The sequence below is a fragment of the Geothrix fuzhouensis genome (assembly GCF_024609325.1).
Taxonomy (GTDB): Bacteria; Acidobacteriota; Holophagae; order Holophagales; family Holophagaceae; genus Geothrix; species Geothrix fuzhouensis.
Window position 1 is genome coordinate 179,297 of record NZ_JANHMQ010000003.1, and the last position, 17,980, is coordinate 197,276.

19 protein-coding genes and 1 riboswitch are annotated in these 17,980 nt (G+C 67.5%); of the genes, 9 read left to right on the plus strand and 10 right to left on the minus strand.

Translation table 11 applies throughout. From position 1 onward, the window contains the following. Positions 1–54: 54 nt before the first annotated feature. Positions 55–234: riboswitch (Lysine riboswitch) on the minus strand. Between the two features lie 37 nt (positions 235–271). After that, a complete protein-coding gene (locus NOV74_RS12245; RefSeq protein WP_257312874.1) occupies positions 272–796 on the minus strand; it encodes an RBBP9/YdeN family alpha/beta hydrolase in 525 nt (174 codons plus the stop codon). Between the two features lie 46 nt (positions 797–842). Then, a complete protein-coding gene (locus NOV74_RS12250) occupies positions 843–1,448 on the minus strand; it encodes a TetR/AcrR family transcriptional regulator (RefSeq protein WP_257312876.1) in 606 nt (201 codons plus the stop codon). Between the two features lie 83 nt (positions 1,449–1,531). On the opposite strand from NOV74_RS12250, the gene rhlP (NOV74_RS12255) reads away from it, so the two are divergent. Genes rhlP (NOV74_RS12255) through NOV74_RS12280 form a run of 6 tightly spaced genes read left to right on the plus strand, consistent with a single transcriptional unit; the run spans position 1,532 to position 5,868 of the window. Next, positions 1,532–2,350, plus strand: a complete 819-nt coding sequence (rhlP, locus tag NOV74_RS12255) for a rhombotarget lipoprotein (RefSeq protein ID WP_257312878.1) — start codon at positions 1,532–1,534, stop codon at positions 2,348–2,350. A gap of 22 nt (positions 2,351–2,372) precedes the next feature. Next, on the plus strand, positions 2,373–3,233 hold the full coding sequence (gene rhlP, locus NOV74_RS12260) for a rhombotarget lipoprotein (protein ID WP_257312880.1): 861 nt from the start codon (positions 2,373–2,375) through the stop codon (positions 3,231–3,233). Beyond that, entirely contained in the window at positions 3,233–3,715 is a 483-nt protein-coding gene (locus NOV74_RS12265; RefSeq protein ID WP_257312881.1) for a rhomboid family intramembrane serine protease, read from the plus strand. The genes rhlP (NOV74_RS12260) and NOV74_RS12265 overlap by 1 nt, the downstream gene beginning before the upstream one ends. 23 nt (positions 3,716–3,738) lie before the next feature. Next, entirely contained in the window at positions 3,739–4,410 is a 672-nt protein-coding gene (locus tag NOV74_RS12270; protein WP_257312885.1) for a hypothetical protein, read from the plus strand. A 41-nt stretch (positions 4,411–4,451) separates the two neighbouring features. Continuing rightward, complete coding sequence (locus tag NOV74_RS12275) at positions 4,452–5,228, plus strand: thiazole synthase (RefSeq protein ID WP_257312887.1); 777 nt, start codon at positions 4,452–4,454, stop codon at positions 5,226–5,228. Further along, a complete protein-coding gene (locus tag NOV74_RS12280; RefSeq protein WP_306672471.1) occupies positions 5,185–5,868 on the plus strand; it encodes a YceH family protein in 684 nt (227 codons plus the stop codon). Before NOV74_RS12275 ends, NOV74_RS12280 begins: the two co-directional genes overlap by 44 nt. Before the next feature lie 17 nt (positions 5,869–5,885). Here NOV74_RS12280 and NOV74_RS12285 read toward each other — a convergent pair whose 3' ends face one another. From NOV74_RS12285 to NOV74_RS12295, 3 genes are read right to left on the minus strand one after another with little or no spacing between them, the layout of a single operon-like run. Further along, a complete protein-coding gene (locus NOV74_RS12285; RefSeq protein ID WP_257312894.1) occupies positions 5,886–6,332 on the minus strand; it encodes a barstar family protein in 447 nt (148 codons plus the stop codon). 11 nt (positions 6,333–6,343) lie between these two features. Next, positions 6,344–6,754, minus strand: coding sequence for a guanyl-specific ribonuclease (locus NOV74_RS12290; RefSeq protein WP_257312897.1), 411 nt, complete (start codon positions 6,752–6,754; stop codon positions 6,344–6,346). A gap of 40 nt (positions 6,755–6,794) precedes the next feature. Then, the gene (locus NOV74_RS12295) at positions 6,795–8,117 is read right to left on the minus strand and encodes an MFS transporter (RefSeq protein ID WP_257312900.1); all 1,323 of its coding nucleotides are present in this window, start codon (positions 8,115–8,117) and stop codon (positions 6,795–6,797) included. A gap of 237 nt (positions 8,118–8,354) precedes the next feature. On the opposite strand from NOV74_RS12295, the gene NOV74_RS12300 reads away from it, so the two are divergent. Both NOV74_RS12300 and NOV74_RS12305 read left to right on the plus strand, forming a co-directional pair. After that, positions 8,355–10,019 carry a M4 family metallopeptidase gene (locus NOV74_RS12300; protein WP_257312902.1) on the plus strand — a complete coding sequence of 555 codons (1,665 nt, stop codon included), beginning with the start codon at positions 8,355–8,357 and terminating at the stop codon, positions 10,017–10,019. 99 nt (positions 10,020–10,118) lie between these two features. After that, positions 10,119–10,838, plus strand: a complete 720-nt coding sequence (locus tag NOV74_RS12305) for a hypothetical protein (RefSeq protein WP_257312905.1) — start codon at positions 10,119–10,121, stop codon at positions 10,836–10,838. On the opposite strand, the gene NOV74_RS12310 is transcribed toward NOV74_RS12305, so the two are convergent. From NOV74_RS12310 to NOV74_RS12320, 3 genes are read right to left on the minus strand one after another with little or no spacing between them, the layout of a single operon-like run. After that, positions 10,835–12,763 carry an APC family permease gene (locus NOV74_RS12310; RefSeq protein WP_257312907.1) on the minus strand — a complete coding sequence of 643 codons (1,929 nt, stop codon included), beginning with the start codon at positions 12,761–12,763 and terminating at the stop codon, positions 10,835–10,837. The genes NOV74_RS12305 and NOV74_RS12310 overlap by 4 nt on opposite strands. A 21-nt stretch (positions 12,764–12,784) precedes the next feature. Continuing rightward, positions 12,785–14,674 carry an APC family permease gene (locus NOV74_RS12315; protein WP_257312910.1) on the minus strand — a complete coding sequence of 630 codons (1,890 nt, stop codon included), beginning with the start codon at positions 14,672–14,674 and terminating at the stop codon, positions 12,785–12,787. A 15-nt stretch (positions 14,675–14,689) separates the two neighbouring features. Continuing rightward, entirely contained in the window at positions 14,690–15,100 is a 411-nt protein-coding gene (locus NOV74_RS12320) for an EamA family transporter (protein ID WP_257312912.1), read from the minus strand. A 181-nt stretch (positions 15,101–15,281) separates the two neighbouring features. Between NOV74_RS12320 and lipA the strand changes: the two genes are divergently transcribed. After that, entirely contained in the window at positions 15,282–16,208 is a 927-nt protein-coding gene (gene lipA, locus NOV74_RS12325; RefSeq protein WP_257312915.1) for a lipoyl synthase, read from the plus strand. Between the two features lie 3 nt (positions 16,209–16,211). On the opposite strand, the gene NOV74_RS12330 is transcribed toward lipA, so the two are convergent. Both NOV74_RS12330 and NOV74_RS12335 read right to left on the minus strand, forming a co-directional pair. Then, complete coding sequence (locus NOV74_RS12330; protein ID WP_257312919.1) at positions 16,212–16,862, minus strand: 4Fe-4S dicluster domain-containing protein; 651 nt, start codon at positions 16,860–16,862, stop codon at positions 16,212–16,214. A 275-nt stretch (positions 16,863–17,137) separates the two neighbouring features. Continuing rightward, complete coding sequence (locus tag NOV74_RS12335; RefSeq protein ID WP_257312921.1) at positions 17,138–17,968, minus strand: hypothetical protein; 831 nt, start codon at positions 17,966–17,968, stop codon at positions 17,138–17,140. Positions 17,969–17,980: the final 12 nt, after the last annotated feature.

A 17,980-nucleotide genomic window follows, 5' to 3' on the forward strand; every position in this document is an offset into this window, starting at 1 on the left:
AACCTCGGCGGGCCGACGGTGCCATCAGGAACGCGGTGGGTGGGGTCCCGCCGCCGCGCCTCAGGCCCTCCGCGCCGGGTGACCGGCACGACAGCCGCCGGGCTTTCGCCTCGACGTCCAGGGGCCACGCTGATGATTCGTGAACCCTTCGGCGATCCTCCCCTTTCCCGCCGGGTCATCGGGTTCATCGCCCTCGCCGTCGGTACTGATGGGGATCGCTCCTCCATCGGAAGGTCCACCTTCCCATGCCAGGGGCCCATTCTGCAACCGGCTAGCTTAATTCTGTTAGCAGCGCCTCGCCCCGGGGCCAGGGTCCGTGGCCCGAGGCCAGGTTCAGGTGCCCACAGCGGCCCAGGTCCACGAAGCGGGCCCCCCAATCCGCCGCCAGGGACCGGGCCCGGGAGAGGCTCAAGTAGGCATCGTCCGCCGAGGCGGCCAGGATGGCCTCGAAGGGCAACCGCACCCTGGGGATCGGGGCGAAGCCCCGGATGGCCGGCAGGGCTTCCGGCCGCTCTGGATCCACCGGGGTCGCCAGCAGCGCGCCCTTGATCTCGCGATCGTGGTCTTCCGCCCAGTGCGCGATGACCAGGCAGCCCAGCGAATGACCCACCAGCAGGGGTGGCTCCGTGCAGTCGGCGATGGCCTCGTCCAGGGCCTCCACCCACTCCACCTTGCGGGGGAAGTCCCAGTTGGGCATCTCCACCCGCTTCGCATCCCGGAGGCTCCCCTCCCACAGGCTCTGCCAATGGCCAGGGCCCGAATTCTGGTAGCCGGGGACGATCAGGATGGCGGCCATGGATCACCGTGGGATGGCTCCATGGAACGCCTTCGGGCGCCGGAGTTCAAGCCTTCCGTGGAGATCGCGCCGGCACCAGGGCGTCCGCCAGCTGGTGCACGTACCCGCTGAGGTCCGTCACCTCCTTCACGGCCTTGGGCGTCGCACGCAGCAGCTGGAAGTAGCCTGTGTAGGCCGCGTAAGCCAGCAGAGCCCGCTGGCGGGCCTCCGCCTCCGATAGGCCCAGGGCCATGAAGGCCTCCGCGCCGAAGGCCAGGCGGCGTTCCGTGGCGCGCCGAAGGAAGGGGGCCACGCGGGGATCTTCGCCGGACAGCGCCAGGGCCGCAAAGAAGAGCCCGTTCTCCACATCCTCGAACGCCGCGAAAAGCAGCACGCGCAGGCGCCGCCGCGGGTCGGCGATGCCCCCGTAGCGTGTCACCACGTCGGCGCTCTGATCCTGCTCCCAGTCAGCCAGCGCAGCCTTGATGAGGGCGTCCCGGCTATCGAAGTGCCAGTAGAAACTTCCCTTCGTGACCCCCAGTTCATGCGCCAGGGGTTCCACCGCCACGGACGAGACTCCTTCCCGGATGATGAGGGCCTGCGCCGCCTTCACCCAGGCCTCGGGGGACAGCGGCGTGGCAGGGCGAGGGAGGTTCTTGCGGGGCGTGGGCATGACCGCCTTGACAGGTGACCGGGTCAGCTTACCATACCATACCGTATGGCAACCATACGCATGCGTATTGATTCGGAGGCCCCATGCGAACCTCGCTCCTCCCCCTGCTCGCAGTCCTTGCCTTGGTCTTCACCGGCTGCGCCACGCCCGAAACCGTCCAGCGTCGCAGCAGCCTGACCGCCTACTTGGGGGCCCGGGAGGCCCCCACCGCCACGGAAGCCACCGGGCCGGCCCGCTTGCAGTTGCCCCTCCGCCTCGGCATCGCCTTCGTACCGAAGGAAGCGACAGTACGAAAGGGGCACGGTGGCGGGCTGGGCGAAGGGCCCGATGGATTGTTCTCACCCGAGCAGGAGCTCCTCCAGGAACAGAAGGTGGCGGAAGTCTTCCAGGCGAAGCCGTGGACCGCCTCCTTCAAGGTGATCCCCAGCCATTACCTCACCCAGGGCGGTGGGTTCGCCGACCTGGATCAGGTCGGCCGGACCTTCGGGGTGGAGGTGGTGGCCCTCGTGAGCGTGGACCAGGTCCAGTTCAGCAGCCCCCGGTGGTACTCGTGGACCTACTGGACCCTGGTGGGGGCCTACATGGTGAAGGGCGACAAGAACGACACCACCACCCTGGTGGACGCCGCCGTCTACCACGTGCCCTCCCGCACCTTCCTGTTCCGGGCCGGGGGCGTGGGCACCATCAAGGGCAGCTCCACCTGGTCCGGCCGGGAGGAAGCCTTCCGGCAGCAGGCCCGGGACAGCCTCGCCCTAGCCATGACCCAACTCTCCACCTCCCTTGATCAGGGAGTCGCGGCGTTCAAACAGGACATCCTCCAGGGGGCCCGGAAGGATGTGCAGCTGATCGACAAGGCCGGGAACCCGCTGGGCAGCGCTGCCTATGACCCCACCCGCCGCTGAGTCTGTCTTCCAAGGAGAACCCATGCCCTGCCGCCCCCTCCTCGCCGCCACCTTGGCCCTGATGGCCGCTGTCGGCTGCAACACGCCAGAGACCCACGTCCGTCGCAGCAGCCTCATGGACTACCTCTACCCCAAGGAGAAAGCCGCTCCCGTGCCGAACCCCGCCGGGGCCCGCCTCAAGCTGCCCCTGAAGCTGGGCATCGCCTTCGTTCCCGGCGGCAACGCGTCCTGGCGGGTCCAGAACCTCCTGGCTCCGGGCCAGGAGAAGCAGCTGCTGGATGTGGTGAAGCAGAGCTTCAAGGACCGGCCCTGGATTTCCGAGATCAAGCCCGTACCCAGCGCCTACCTCCGCAGCAGCGGCGGGTTCGAGAACATGGACCAGGTGGCCCGGATGTACGGTGTGGACGTCATGGCCCTGGTGAGCGTGGACCAGGTGCAGAACACCGATCCCCGCTGGTACAGCTTCACCTACCTTTCCATCGTGGGCGCCTATGTGCTGCCCGGCGATGCCAACGACACGAACACCCTCATCGACGCCGCCGTCTACGACGTGGCCAGCCACACCTTCCTGCTGCGCGCCCCCGGCCAGAGCCAGGTCAAGGGCAGCTCCACCTGGGCCAACCGCGAGAAGCAGCTCCGGGAACACTCGGCGAAGGGCCTGCAGCTGGCCATGGCGGATCTGGCCAAGAACCTGGACGCCGAGGTGGGCGCCTTCAAGGCCGAGGTGGCCCGGGGCGAGCGCAAGGATGTGGATGTGGTGGACCGCCAGGGCGTGTCCCTGCGCCAGAGCGGTGGGCGGAACTTCGGCGGCAGCACCAGCTGGATCGAAGTCCTGGGCGCCCTCGTCCTGCTCGGCTTCGCCCTGAGGTTCCGGCGGGCCTGATGGACGCCTTCGCCCTCACCGCCGAGGCCCTCCGGGAGCCCTGGCGCCTTTGGACCGGCCATCTGGTTCACTTCGGCTGGGAGCACGCCCTGGCCAACGCCGTGGCCTTGGCCGTGCCCTGGATCCTGGCCCCGCCCGGGGATCGGCGGCGGCTGGCCCTGGCGCTGCTCGTCCTTCCGCCCCTGCTGAGCCTGCTCCTCCTGCCATCCCTGGGCGCCAGCGAATACCGCGGCGCCTCGGGCTTGGCCTGCGCCCTCTGGGCCTTGGTGGGCCTACGCCTGGCGGGGCGACAAGGCTCCCTACCCCTCGGTCTGTTGATGCTGGGGGGTCTCCTGCTGAAACTGGGGGCCGAAACGGTCCTTGGCAGGGGCTTCCTGCTTCACCCGGAAGGTTGGCGGACCCTGCCCGCCGCCCACCTCTGGGGGGCGCTCCTGGGCTTCGCTTCCGCGCTGCCGCCCCGGCCCCGCCCCCATCCCGCCTGATCGCCACCTCTTGAGGAGGTCCCATGAGAAGGCTGCTCTGCACCCTGCTTGTGATCATAGGAGGCCTGGGTTGCGCCCGGATCTACCGGCCGGTGGCCCTCGCCACGCCACCTGCCAGTGTTCGCGGTGACGGGCTTGCGGGGCAAGTCGTGGTGCAGCCCTGGGGGGACAACTCAAGGTACGAGCGGAAGGCCCTTCAGGCGAACCTGCGCGTCTTCGTGCTGACCCTCGAGAACACCTCGCCGGCTGACCTCGAGATTCTGCGCCTGGACCTCCCGGAGGGAGCCACCGCCCTGCCGCCCGAGGCCGCAGCAAGCCTTGTGAAACAGCAGAGCCTCGCCTACATCCTCTATCCCCTGCTCCCGGGCCTGGCCAGTCTGGGGGCCGCGGACAAGGCCGCCAGCGGTTCCGTGGGCCCTTCGGATCAAGCCATCTTCCAGGGTCTGGCCATCGTCGGTGCCTGCATCGGGATCCCCAACGCCGTCATCGCGGCCCGGAGCAACCGACGCCTGGAGGCCTTCTTTCGAGACCAGGCCTGGTCTCCGGGAGCACTGAGGGCCGGCCAGACTCGGCGGGGGCTGGTGTTCCTGCGGGCCCCGGATCCCTATGCGCCCCTGCCCCTGCAGATCCTCTACCGGGATCAGGCCAGGGAACGGACCTTGGCGCTGGTTGGTCCGGGCGCGCGGCCCCTCTAGGCAGAGGCCGGCGGGGCTAGACTGGAGATTCGGAGCGCGCCATGTCCCTCGTCATCGCCGGCAAGACCTTCAGCAACCGCCTCGTCCTCGGCACGGGCAAGTACAAGGACTTCGCCACCATGCAGGCCTGCTACCGGGCCGCGCGGGTGGAGATGATCACCCTGGCCGTGCGTCGCTTCGACCTGGGGGCCAAGGGCGAGGACAACATCCTCAACTGGATCCCCAAGGACATCGCCCTGCTGCCCAACACCGCCGGCTGCTACACCCGTGAGGAGGCCCTGCGCGTGGCCCGCCTGGCCCGCGAGGCCTTGAACACCGACTGGGTGAAGCTGGAGGTCATCGGGGACCAGAAATCGCTCTACCCCGACAACGAGGAAACCCTGGAGGCCGCGAAGATCCTCGTGAAGGAGGGCTTCACGGTGCTGCCCTACGTGAACGCCGATCCCATCCTGGCCAAGAAGCTCTGCGACGCGGGCTGCGCCGCCGTCATGCCCCTGGGCAGCGCCATCGGCTCGGGCCTGGGTGTGCAGAACCCCATGACCCTTCTGCTCATCAAGGAGGTCGTGGAAGCCTACCAGCTGCCCATGATCGTGGATGCCGGCGTGGGCACGGCTTCCGATGCCGCGCTCGCCATGGAGCTGGGTGCCGATGGCGTGCTGCTCAACACCGCCGTGGCCGAGGCCGGCGAGCCCACCAAGATGGCCCAGGCCATGGATCACGCCGTCATCGCCGGCCGCCTGGCCTTCGAGAGCGGCCGCATGCCCAAGCGCCTCTATGCCAGCGCCAGCAGCCCCGTGGCGGGCGTGGTGGGACGCTAGGCGCACCGTGCCCGACTTCGAGCTCGCCCCCTTCGAATGCCGCGTGCTGGGTTGCCTGCTGGAGAAGCAGCTCAGCACGCCAGACATCTATCCCCTGTCCTTGAACGCCCTGGTGAACGCCTGTAACCAGTCCAGCAACCGCGAACCCGTCCTGGCAATGACCGAAGCCGAGGTGCAGGCAGCGGTGGATGCTCTGATCGCCCGCGGCCTGGCGGAACCTTGGCCGGGCCGGGTGCTGAAGGTTGCCCACACCGCCAAGCCCACCTGGAACCTCTCGGTCCAGGAGGCGGCCCTCCTGGCCGAGCTGCTGCTGCGCGGCCCGCAAACACCCGGTGAACTGCGCACGAACACCCGTCGCATGTACGTCTTCCCCGACCTGGCTGAACTGGAGAGCTGCCTTACGGCCTTGATGGAGGCCGAGCCACCCCTGGCCCTGCGCCTGCCCCGTGCCCCCGGTGCACGAGAGGCGCGAACGGCACACCTGTTAAGTGGCCCTGTGGCCCCAGAGACGGCCCCACAGGGCCCCACGGTACCCCTGGCCCCGGGTCGGATGGACCAACTCGAGGCCGAAGTCTCCACCCTCCGCGAAGAACTCGCAGAACTGCGCGAAGCCTTCGAGGCCTTCAAGGCCCAGTTCTAGCGTCTGTTCTTGGTCCTTCACAGATCCCGGAAGGTCACCGTCAAGGCGCGAAGGCCCTCGACCAGGTTCGCGCGTCGGGCGGGTTCTACCTGGAGCACGAGGTGGAACGGCTGGGGGGCCAGATCCTCGGCCACGTCCGAGAGCACCGCCATCAGGGTGGTCCCGTCCTCCGGCGGGGCATCCTGGAGCAGCTGGTCCGCCTCCAGGATCAGGAAGGCCCCGCCTTCAGGCAGGTCCGAGAGGCAGTCCCGCAGGCTGTCCCAGGTGCCGCCGAAGTGGGGCGGGAACTGGGCCGCGGCGGCCCATTCGTCCATGAGCCCCTGGCGGGTCCGCATGCGGCTGCCTCGCAGCCAACGGAGCATGCGGGCGCCCTCGGCTGGGGCCTCGTCCACCAGGTCGGAAGCGGAGCCGGACCACACGTGGACCCGCGGCCGCTGAGTCGAGGCCAGGAAGGACCAGTCCACCCCTCCGGCCATCACTTCACCTCAAGGAAGGTGCGGTAGTGGTCCGCGCTGTACCAGGCCCGGCCGTCGCTGCCCGTGACCAGACGCTCGGCGCCGCGATTGCGCCCCTCCGCCTTGGGATGCACATCCCATTCCCGGTAGACGATCCGTCTGCGGCGGGCGTCGTAGCGAGGCAGGGCGCCTTCGTAGTTCCCGAAGACGCGCCCGCCCACATAGCCCGGCGGGGCGTAGCCGTGCTGGCGGATGTAGGCCAGGGTTTCGCGGGCATGCGGGGGTATCGCATCTTGCGGTGTCGACTGCACCTGGGCTGGAGGTTGCGTCGGGGGCGCCGCCTCGGGACCGCAGGCCACCGGCATCAGCAGGGCGGCCAAGGCGACCAAGCCCCCGGCCAGGTGCGCGAGGGTTCTCCGCCAAGGGGTCATTGGGCCTCCCAAAACCGGTCCCAGTCTACTCTCGCCGGGCTCACCCCCGGGGGGAGGATCCGGCCTCAAGCACGCCGCCATGTCGCTTGTCGGAGCGCAGGAGCAGGAAGGCGAAGACCAGGCCCACCACGCCCAGGCCCGAGAACATGACTTGGGTGGAGGTGTAGGTTCCGGTCTTGTCCCGCAACCAGCCGTTGAGGACGGGGAACAGGGCCAGTCCACCATTCTGGATCATGGTCATCAGCCCGAAGGCCGTGCCTACCCTCTTCTCCTCGACCACCAGGGGTACCGAAGGCCACATGGCGGCGGGCACCAGCACGAAGGACACTCCGAGCACGGCCATCATGGGGATGGGGTTCCAGCGGGTGATGCCCATGAGCAGGTGCGCGGGGATCATGAGCAGGGACCCCACCACCATCAGGGAGGCGCGACGGCCGATGCGGTCCACCAGCCCGCCCGCGAAGGGCGCGAAGAGCATGGAGGCCGCGATGGTGATGCTGGTGATGCCCGGCGCCGTGCTGAACATGTGGGTGAAGTTGAAGAAGACCTTGGTCATGAAGCCCCCGGTCATCTCATGCACCGAGGCAATGCCCCACTTGTCGTGGAACATGTCCGTGGAGAGCGCCGTGAAGGGGAAGATGGCGCTATAGAAGGTCACGCAGAGCAGCACCACAAACCAGTACGAGGACGTGAACTTCTTGATGTCGGCGAAAACGATCGTGTCCCCGGCCGCGGCCTTGGGCAGGGACAGCTCCCGCTCGCCGTGGCGGTCCATGGCGATGAAGACGAGGTTGCAGAGGACCGAGAAGAGGCAGAGCAGGGCCGCAGCCCATAGGGCGGCGCGGAAGCTGTGGAAATGGGCCGCGATGAGCTCCTCGGTGTTGAAAGCGAACATCGTGCCCACCCGGCTGAGGGTGAGGGCGATGCCGAAGGCCATGGCCATCTCCTTGCCTTTGAACCAGCGACTGATGATGGCGCTTTGGACCACGATGAGGGATTCCGAGCCCGCCCCGAAGATCAGGCGGCCGAAGATCAGCATCCACTTGCCCTGAGCGACTGCCACGACGGCCGCCCCCACGAAGACCAGGAGACTGAAGAGCAGGCTGGCCTTCCGAGGCCCCAGCCGGTCATAGAGCATGCCGCCGAAGAACACGATGAAGATGGCCGCGATCGAATAGGCCGCGTAGAGCGTCCCGATGGTGCTGCGGTCCAGATGCAGCTCGACCATCAGGGTGTTCTCGAGGGCGCCGATGCTGTCGTAGGCGAAGTAGCTCCCGAGCACCAGCAGGCTGATGAAGATCAGGATGGTGAATCGGTAGAGCCGGGTACTCGGATGGAAGGCGCCGGGGATCGCGGTGGTCATCGGGGGGTCCTTTTTTTGGGCCGGGCGTCACCAGGTATCTGGGGTGGGACCTCCATGGCCCCAAAACCCCGATGGTGACAGGGCGGGCTTCCAACTCTCAAATAGAATTGATTCTCATAAAAATTCATAACTCTTAACAGGGGTTTTTTGCCTTCTGGCACCTAGCATTCATCCACGCACCTCAATCCTTGTCATCCCCATCCACCCATCTGGAGCTCAAGCTCCCTGGAGGTCACCTTGCCATCCCGTCTCGCCCTTCGCCTTGCCGCCGCCGCCGTCCTGATGGTTCCGGCTTTTGCCGCCCGTCCCGTGGATAGCGCCATTGCCGACGAGGCCCGTCGTCACCTGGACGCCCGCGTCTTCCAGCTGGGCCTGGACCGGAACGCCGGTTTCGCCACCAAGAACGTATTCGAGGAGGCCACCGGCGAGGCCCACGTCCGCATGAACCAGTTCTACAAGGGCGTCCGCGTCTTTGAAGGCGAGACCATCGTGCACATGAAGGGCGGCGCCATCACCGGCCGCACGGATGCGCTGGTCCGTGGCCTCAACCTGAACGTCACCCCCACCCTCGGTGCCTCGGAAGCCCTGGCTGCGGCCCACCAGTTCCTGGCCCCCAAGGGCGCCTATGCCAGCACCCCCACCTCCGAGCTGGTGGTCGCTACCGTCGGCCAGCCCACCCTGGCCTACCACATCCACACTGAGCTGGAGAACGGCGCCGCCGAGACCCGCCACACCGACTTCCTCGTGGACGCCCACAGCGGCGCCATCCTGGAGCAGTGGAGCACCCTGCACACCGTGAGCGGCACCGGCAACTCCCAGTACTCAGGCACCGTGGCCATCAACACCACCGCCAACGGCGCCACCTACGACCTGCGTGACACCGCCCGTGGCATGAACTTCGCGACCTACAACCTCAACCACGCCACCACCGGCACCGGCACCCTCTATAACGATGCCGACAACACCTGGGGCGATGGCGCCAACTACATCGCCGGCGGGAGTACCACCAACGCCAACGGCCAGACGGCGGCCGTGGACGCCCACTACGGTGTGGGCCTCACCTACGACTACTACAAGAACATCTTCGGCCGGAACGGCATTGACGGCATCGGCACGGCCACCTACAGCCGCGTCCACTACAGCAGCGCCTATGACAACGCCTTCTGGTCCGACAGTTGTTTCTGCATGACCTACGGCGACGGCTCCTCCTTCAAGTCCCTCGAGTCCATCGACGTGGCCGGCCACGAGATGAGCCACGGCGTCTGCGCCCGCACCGCCAACCTCACCTACCGCGGCGAGTCCGGTGGCCTGAACGAAGCCAACTCGGATATCAACGGCACCATGGTGGAATTCATGGCCCACGGGGGCGGCACCACCACTGTGCCGAACTACACCAACATCACCTCCACCATCAACGTCTACTGGACGGGCACCACGACTCCCACGCCCTCCACCAGCAAGGCCGTGCCCGCGGCGAACTACTACATCGGCGAGCAGCTGGCCACCGCCAGCTACTACCGGCCCCTGCGCTTCATGCACAAGCCCAGCCTGGACGGCAAGAGCCCCGACGCCTGGTCCAAGAGCCTCGGCCGCCTGGATGTCCACTACAGCTCGGGCGTGGCGAACCACTTCTTCTTCCTGCTGTCCCATGGCAGCCAGATCGACACCTTCTCGGACGGCATCCAGTCCCCCATGGCCAACGGCGTCACCAGCATCGCCGGCCTGGGTAACGACAAGGCCGCCCGCATCTGGTTCCGCGCCCTGACGGTCTACATGACCAGCAGCACCAACTACGCCGGTGCCCGCGTCGCCACCCTGAACGCCGCCACGGATCTCTATGGTGCCGGGTCCGTCGAGTACACCACCGTGAACAACGCCTGGAAGGCTGTGAACGTTCTTTAGTCCTACCCCTGTTCCAGACAGCGCCCCGGCCTTGGCTGGGGCGCTGTCCGTTCGGGCCGCCCTTCCCTATGGGTGGTCCCTGGCCGATAGTGGTGCATGATGACCGCCTCCACCCGGCGCACCTGCCCCAGCTGTCAGACCCGGCTTTCCCCCCTCGCGGCGGAGTGCCCGGAGTGCGGCCTGACGTTGGCGCCGCCGCGGCAGGGCCGGCCCATGCTCTTCCAGGCCTCAGCCCTGGCCCAGGTTCCCCTGGAAGCGCCTCCCCGCGCTCTGACCGCCCCCGCCCTGGGCCGAGTGGCGGCCGTGGCCGTGGACGTGACCGCCGAGGAGCTGGAGCGGCCCGACACGCACCCGCCCTCACCCAGTCAGGGGCCGCACGCTCAGGCCGCCCTTGGCTTCCAAGAGCCGGTTTCCAGCTTCTGGCCCTTGGTGAAGGTCGAGGCCACCGAAGCCCTGCTGCTTCTCCTGGTCCAGGGCCTGGCCCTGGCCCTTCCCGCCTGGGTCTTGGGTATCTCTCCCTCTCGGCTCCTGACGGGAGCCTGGCCCCTGGTATTGCCCTATCTCCTGGCCGTGTCCTGGATTCTCTTCATGGCCCCCTTGGCGCTCACGGGACAATCGCCCCTCATGGCCTCCTTCGGCGTGACCCTCCCCGAGAATTCGCCGGAGCGACGGATGGCCTTCTCGCTGGTCCACATGCTGTCCGTGCTCTGCTTCCCCCTGAGCTTCCTGTGCATGGTCCTGGATCCCCGCCACCGGACCCTGGGGGAACTGCTCAGCGGCCAGGAACTGCTGGCCCGGCCCACGGGCCGGATGCGCTAGGGCAGGAGCAGGGGCACCGACGTCACGATCACGCCGGGCTTCGTCAGCAGAGCGGCCTTGATCCGCAGGGCGCTCTGGTTGTGGAGGAACTGCTGCCACCACTTGGGGGCGATGAACTCCGGCAGGATCACCGTGAGGACCAGCTCCGGCTCTGCGTTCCTGATGCGCTCCACCTCCACCAGGATGGGCTCTACGATCTTCCGGTAGGGACTGGGGATGCAGCGCAGGGGTACGCCCATGCCGTAGATGTTCCAGTCCGATCGCAGCTTCTCCATGGCCCGGCTTTCCCGTGTGCCGTCAGAACCCAGGTCCACGGTCAAGGCCTCCACCCGGTCCCCGGCGATATGGCGGCCGTATAGCAGGGACTGCACCACCCCGCGGTGGATGCTGTTCACCAGCACCAGGGCGTGGTGCTTGGTGGGTAGGGTGGCGTCCGTCCGGCTGGCGGCGAGTTTGCCCTTCACGCCCACGTAGTGGCGCCGGATGTTGTAGTGGATCACCACCAGCACGGGCACCAGCAGGATCACGATCCAGGCCCCGTGAATGAACTTGGTGATGGCGATGTCCAGCAGGACGACACAGGCGGTGAGGGCGCCCAGGCCGTTCACCGCTGCCTTGGCGTGCCAGTGGGGCCCCCGGACCTTCCGCCAGTGCGCCACCATGCCCGTCTGGCTGATGGTGAAGCCCATGAACACGCCGGCCGCATAGAGAGGCAGCAGCATGTCCGTGTTGGCATGGAAAGCCCAGACCAGGAGGCCGGAGAAGAAGAACAGGATGAGGATGCCATTGGAGAACACCAGGCGATCGCCCTGGCTGGCGAACTGCCGCGGCAGAAACCCATCCCGAGCCTGGAGGGCCGCCAGGCGAGGGAAATCCGCAAAGGCCGTGTTCGCCGCCACCACCAGGATGGCGAAGGTGAAGCCTTGGGCCACGTAGTAGATCAGCTTGGGGAGGCCATGGCTGACGTCCCCAAGGACGGCCTTGTTCAGCTTGGACAGGAGGGTTTCTGCGACCAGGGATGGATCCGCGCTGTGCTGATAGGTCACGCCGAACCGATGCGCCAGGAGGGTGATGCCCAAGAACATGACCGCCAGGAGGCCGACCATCCACATCATGGTCTTGGCGGCATTGGGCCCGGCCGGGTCGCGGAAGGCCGTGGTGCCGTTGCTGATGGCCTCCACCCCGGTCAGGGCGGTGCAGCCGGCGCTGTAGGCCCGCATGAACACCCACACCATGGTGAGGCCCGCCAGATGGGTGCCTTGCTGAGCGGCCTGCTGGACCTGGACTGGCGTGGGCCCCCCATGAAGGGCAAGCTTCAGGGTTCCATAGCCCAGGACCAGGAGGACGCTGACCACGAACCCGTAGGTGGGGATGGCGAACAGGCCACCGCTTTCCTTGACCCCCCGCAAGTTCATCAGGGCGATGAACCCAATGGCCAGCAGCGTCAAGGAGACGTTGTGGCCCTCCAGGGCCGGCAGGGCGGCCGTGATGGCCGCCACACCCGAGGATGCGGACACCGCCACCGTCAGGATGTAGTCGAGCAGGAGCGAGGCGCCGGCGGTCAGGGCGGCGAGATCACCCAGATTCTCCATGGCGACGATGTAGGCCCCGCCGCCCCCAGGGTAGGCCAGGATCGTCTGCCGGTAACTGAAAGCCAGGATGGCCAGCAGGCCCACGATGCTCAAGGCCACGGGGATGGACCAGCCGAACATGGCATAGGCCGACGCGCCCGCCAGGGCCCCAGCCCCGAGGGCCTGGCCCATCGTGCTCGAGAGGGAGGCCATGATCTCCTGGGTGGCGTAGGCCACCGAGGACAGCGCGTCGGAGCTGAACACCGCCAGGGCGATGGGATTGCTGATCTTGGTGTGCTGCGTCTCTTCGCTGGATAGCCGCCGTCCCAGCAGGATCCGCCTCAAGCTCTGCATCCGTGTCTCCCGGACAGAAAGCTACTCCAGTATGGGCTCCAGGTGGTAGGGAATGGAGATCACCACCGTCTTGGGCTTCATGAGCAGGGTGCCCTTGATGCGCCAGGCCGTCTGATTGTGCAGGATGTTGGCCCACCAGTGACCCGTCACGAATTCCGGCAGGATGACGGTGATGGTGTACTCCGGTTCCACGCGCCGCATGCGATCCAGCTCCTCCACGATCGGCTCCACGATCTTCCGGTAGGGGCTGCGGATGGACCGGAGCGGGATGCCCTCGCAGTAGCGGGGCCAGTCTGAACGCAGGCGCTCCAGAGCGGCGCTGTCGCGACCGTGCTCATCGGGGAAGTCCACGGTGAGGGCCTCGACCTCCCCGTGATCCGCGATCACTTTGGCGTAGTTCAAGGCCTGCACCACCCCGGAGTGGATGCCGGACACCAGCACCACCACCCGGTTCTTGCGGGGGCTGATGAAGTCCGCCCGGCTGCCCGCCAGGATGGACTTCACGCGGATGTAGTGGCGGTGGATGTTGAAGAAGCCCATGACCATCACGGGCAGGACCAGGACCACCACCCAGGCACCGTGCGTGAACTTCGTCACGATGATGACGGCCATCACGATCAGCGTCGTCAGGGCGCCGGCCCCATTGATGACCGACTTGAGGGCCCAGCGCTGGCCCCGCAGTTTGAGCCAATGGCGGACCATGCCGGTCTGGGAGAGGGTGAAGCCCAGGAACACGCCCACGGCATACAGCGGCAGCAGGTGGTGCTCCCGAGCGTTGAAGAGCCAGAGCAGGACCCCCGACAGAAACGACAGGATGAAGATGCCGTTGGAGAACACCAGCCGATCCCCCTGGCTGGCGAACTGGCGCGGCAGGAACCCGTCCCGGGCCATCATGGCCGCCAGCCGCGGGAAATCTGCATAGGCCGTGTTGGCGGCCAGGCAAAGGATCAGCATGGTGAAGGTCTGGATGATCAGGTAGGTGAGGTGGGGAAGGCCAGGGCCGGTCCCCAGAATCCGGTGCTCCAGCATGGAGAGCAGGGATTCACCCTCGCCGGTATACATGATGCCGAAGTGATTGGCCAACCATGTGATGCCCAGGAACATGGCGCCCAGCATCAGCACCATGGACACCATGGTCTTGCCCGCGTTCCGGGCGGTGGGCTCACGGAAAGCGGAAACGCCATTGGAGATGGCCTCCACCCCGGTCAGGGCCGTGCAGCCCGCACTGTAGGCCTTCATGAATACCCAGACGGCCAGCCATCCCGGCAAGGGTGGCGGCACCACCGCGTGGTGCTCGCCGATGGAGACACCGCCCGTGAAATAGCGCCAGAACCCGAGGCCGATGATCGCGAACATCGAGATCACGAAGCCATAGGTGGGCACCGAGAACACGGCCCCGCTTTCCTTGACGCCCCGCAGGTTGATCAGCCCGATGACCGCGACCACCATGAAGGCGAGCACCACCCGGTGGGCATCCGCAGCGGGGAAGGCGCTGGTGATGGCGGTGACACCCGCGGAGACGCTCACCGCCACCGTCAGCACGTAATCCACCAGCAGGGAAGCCCCCGCCACCTGGGCCGGCAGCTCGCCCAGGTTCTCCTTGGCGACGATGTAGGCGCCGCCCCCACTGGGGTAGGCGAAGATGGTCTGCCGATAGCTGATGGTCAGGATCGTCAACAGCAGGACGATGCCCACGGCCACGGGCCAGGACCAGGACAGCACAGCCGGCCCGAAGGCGGCCATGGCCATGTAGGGGCCGAGCACGGCCATGATCTCGCCGGTCGCGTAGGCGACAGAGGAGAGCGCATCCGAGCTGAACACCGCCAAGGCGATGGGGTTGCTGATGCGAGCTTCGTGGCTTTCCTCGCTGGCGAGGCGGCGGCCCAGCAGGAGGCGTCGGACATTGGCCATCTTTGGGATCCTGGTTCAGCGGGTCATCAGCCAGAGGCCGGAAAGGGTGGCCGCGAGTCCCACCAGCTTGGAGGGCTGGAGGTGCTCACGGAAGAGAAAGAAGGCCATCAGGGCCACGAGGACGAAGTTCGCATTCATGATGCCCACGCCCACGGCGGCCTTGGCGCCCCGAAAGAAGCTTTCGTTCACGGCGATCAGGGCGGCCGCGGTGAAGATCCCCGCCACCAGGGCCCACGCCGTGGCTCCGGCCGGCGCACCGGGGCGCCCACGCCACCACCAGTAGGCCAGCGCCAGGGGCATCTCCCCGGCCACCACCCAGAAGAGGACTGCCGCCGGCGGCAGCCCGTGGTGGCCTGCGGCCTTCATGCCCACGTTGCCCAGGCCCATGAGGACCATCGCCGCCATTGCCCAGCCCAACCACGCCATACCCGGCACACTCCAAAGGAACTCATTATGGCGGTTGGCGCAGCCTGTGGGGACAATGGTTGACGGACGCCACAGGCGGCGGCCCTGGTGCGCCTGAGCCCCGTCTTCTTCCTCCCCACGGCGAGGAAGGACGCTTGGAGATTCCGGTGTGCTACGGGAGACTGGAACGCTAGGAGGCCCGATGGCCCGTTTCTCCAAGCGCGTGGGCCGCGAAGTCCTCGATGGCCACCCCCGCCTCCCCGACTGGATCACCAAGGAGCGGGTGAAGCTCGGGGATCTGCACGGCATGAAGAAGGACCTGCGGGACTCGCACCTCCACACGGTCTGTGAAGAGGCCCGCTGCCCCAACCGCACCCACTGCTTCACCCATGGCACCGCCACCTTCCTGCTCATGGGCGAGGTCTGCACCCGGGCCTGCGGGTTCTGCAGCATCCAGAGCGGCAGGCCCCGGCTCCTGGACCCCCACGAACCCCAGGAGACCGCCGAGCGCGTGGCGGCCCTCAACCTGCGCTTCGCCGTGCTCACCAGCGTGAACCGCGATGACCTGCCAGACGGCGGTGCCGCCCACTTCGCCGAAACCGTGCTGGCCATCAAGCGCCGCAATCCCGGCGTGGGCGTGGAGGTGCTGGTGCCAGACTTCCTGGGCGATCTCGATGCCGTCGCCCGGGTGGTGGCCGCGGGCCCTACCGTGTTCAACCACAACACCGAAACCGTGCCCAGCCTCTACCCTGAAGTACGGCCCGCGGGACGGTTCGAGCGGAGCCTTCGGGTACTGGCGCACGCGAAGGCTCTCGGATCGGCCTTGTATGGGTCCGGGTTCCGCACCAAGAGCGGCCTCATGCTCGGGCTCGGCGAAACCGAGACCGAGCTCATGACCACCTTCGAGGCCCTGGCCGCGCATGGCGTGGACATCCTCACCCTGGGCCAGTACCTGCGCCCCACCCGTCACCAGTTGCCCGTGAAGCGCTACGTGCCCCCCGAGGCGTTCGCGGAGCTGGGGACCAAGGCCAAGGCCTTCGGGTTTCAGACCGTCTACGCCGGTCCCCTGGTGCGCTCCAGCTTCAACGCCCACGAGGTGGCCGAGCTGCAGGGCATCAGCATCGCCTGACCCTCAGCCCCGCCGCGGTTCCACGATGATGGCCACCGGTTCAGCGGGACAGGCGAAGACGCACAAGCCGCAGCCCGTGCAGACGTCCGCATCCACCGCCGGATGGCCCACGGTCTCGCCTTCCCGGGGCGCCGTGATCCGGATCGCCTCCTCGGGATAGGGACAGCGGTCCACACAGACCCGGCAGGCGCGCGGTTCCCGGTCCAGGTCGCCCCAGGTGACACAGAGGCCCGGCTTCACCCGGGCGGTGCCCATGCGCACGGCCCGCGGCCCCTCGAGCACCGTGCCGTCGGTCCGGACGATCTGGGGCCACACCAGGGCCTCGTCGTCACACTCCGCGATGCAGGGTAGCGTGGTGCAGAGGAAGCAGGGGATGCTCCTCGGATCGAGGTAGGGGGTGTTCAGGCCCAGGCCCGCGCTGGGACCGGCTTTGAGGATGGCGTTCTCGGGGCAGGCTCGCATGCACTTGTCGCAGCGCGTGCACTTGGTGAGGAATTCCAGCTCGTCCAGGGCGCCGGGGGGGCGCAGCAGCTTGGGCCCCAGGTTCGTCACTGCCTCCTCGAGACGGTTCGCCACGAAGCCCGCAAAGAGGCTCCCCAGGGACTTGAAGAAGTCGCCGCGTTCCTGGGGTTCATCGAGCTTCCTAGAGCTCATGACAACACCCCACAGGGCCGCGCGAGGGGCGCCGGGCGAGTGAGGCAAGGAAGGCGAGTGGCAGCGTAGCGGGTACTACGCAAAACGAGCCTGACGAAGCATCGCGACGCCCGCCGCCCCTCGCCCGGAGGGATGAAGCCAGGCAGGCGCCCCACGGCGTCAGCGCCCTTGAACAACGAACCACGTTGCCCTGCGGGCCCTTCCTTGTGGTGCCTCCTGCCTGGCTTCATCGCGGCCTCGTCGGGTGTTGTCATGAGCTCTTCGCCATGGTTCCTTCAGTCCATCAGCCCCAACACGCGCATGGTGGGCCGCAACGTCCCCCACAGCACGGGATCGAAGCCCAGGGTGAGGACGGCGGCCTGCCCACCACTCGCGAGGTCCAGGTAGGCCAGGAGGTCGGGGCTGATGGCCACGTCCCGGGAGCTGGGCGCCGCGTCCACCCAGGCCACGCCCGCCGGGGCCGCCTTCTTCGCCAGGGTCTTCCCCTCCGCCGCGCGAATCTGGAGGATCAACAGGTCCCCATGGAAGGAGGGCACCCGGATTTCCATGAGCCGGCCCTTGCCCGCGGCGGGGGTGACCGGTACCACCTCGAAGGCCTGGCGGTAGCCCAGCTTGGCCAGATCGGGGTCCTCGCCGTTGAGGACGGCGAGGGTCTGTTCCACGAGGCCGTCCAGACCCCGGTCGCCCATCCAGGCCACGGAACGCAGGTGGGTGCCACCGACCTCGCCCAAGCCCTCGATCAGCGAGGGCAGGAGGGCCAGCACCTGTTCCAGAGCGGGCCGGCCCCGCAGGGATTTCGCCCCTTTGGGCCAGGGGCCCGCCAGGGGCATGGGATCAATCCGGGCTTCGGGTTCGGAACGGAGGTCCAGGATGCGCCCCGGGAAGCCTTCCAGCAGGGCCAGGTCGGGGGTATCCGCCAGGATCACCACATCCATCCCTTCTAAGAGCGCCTGGCTGGGCGCGAAGACCACCAGGTCGCCCACCTCCTCCTCGACGGTGAGGGCACCGATCGACAACGGCAGCACCGATGCGTCCCGGGCCTCGAGGGCCCCCACAAGTTCACGACCCAGCAGGGTCTGGGCGCCGATCACGGCAAGTTTCAGCATGTCAAATCCTCT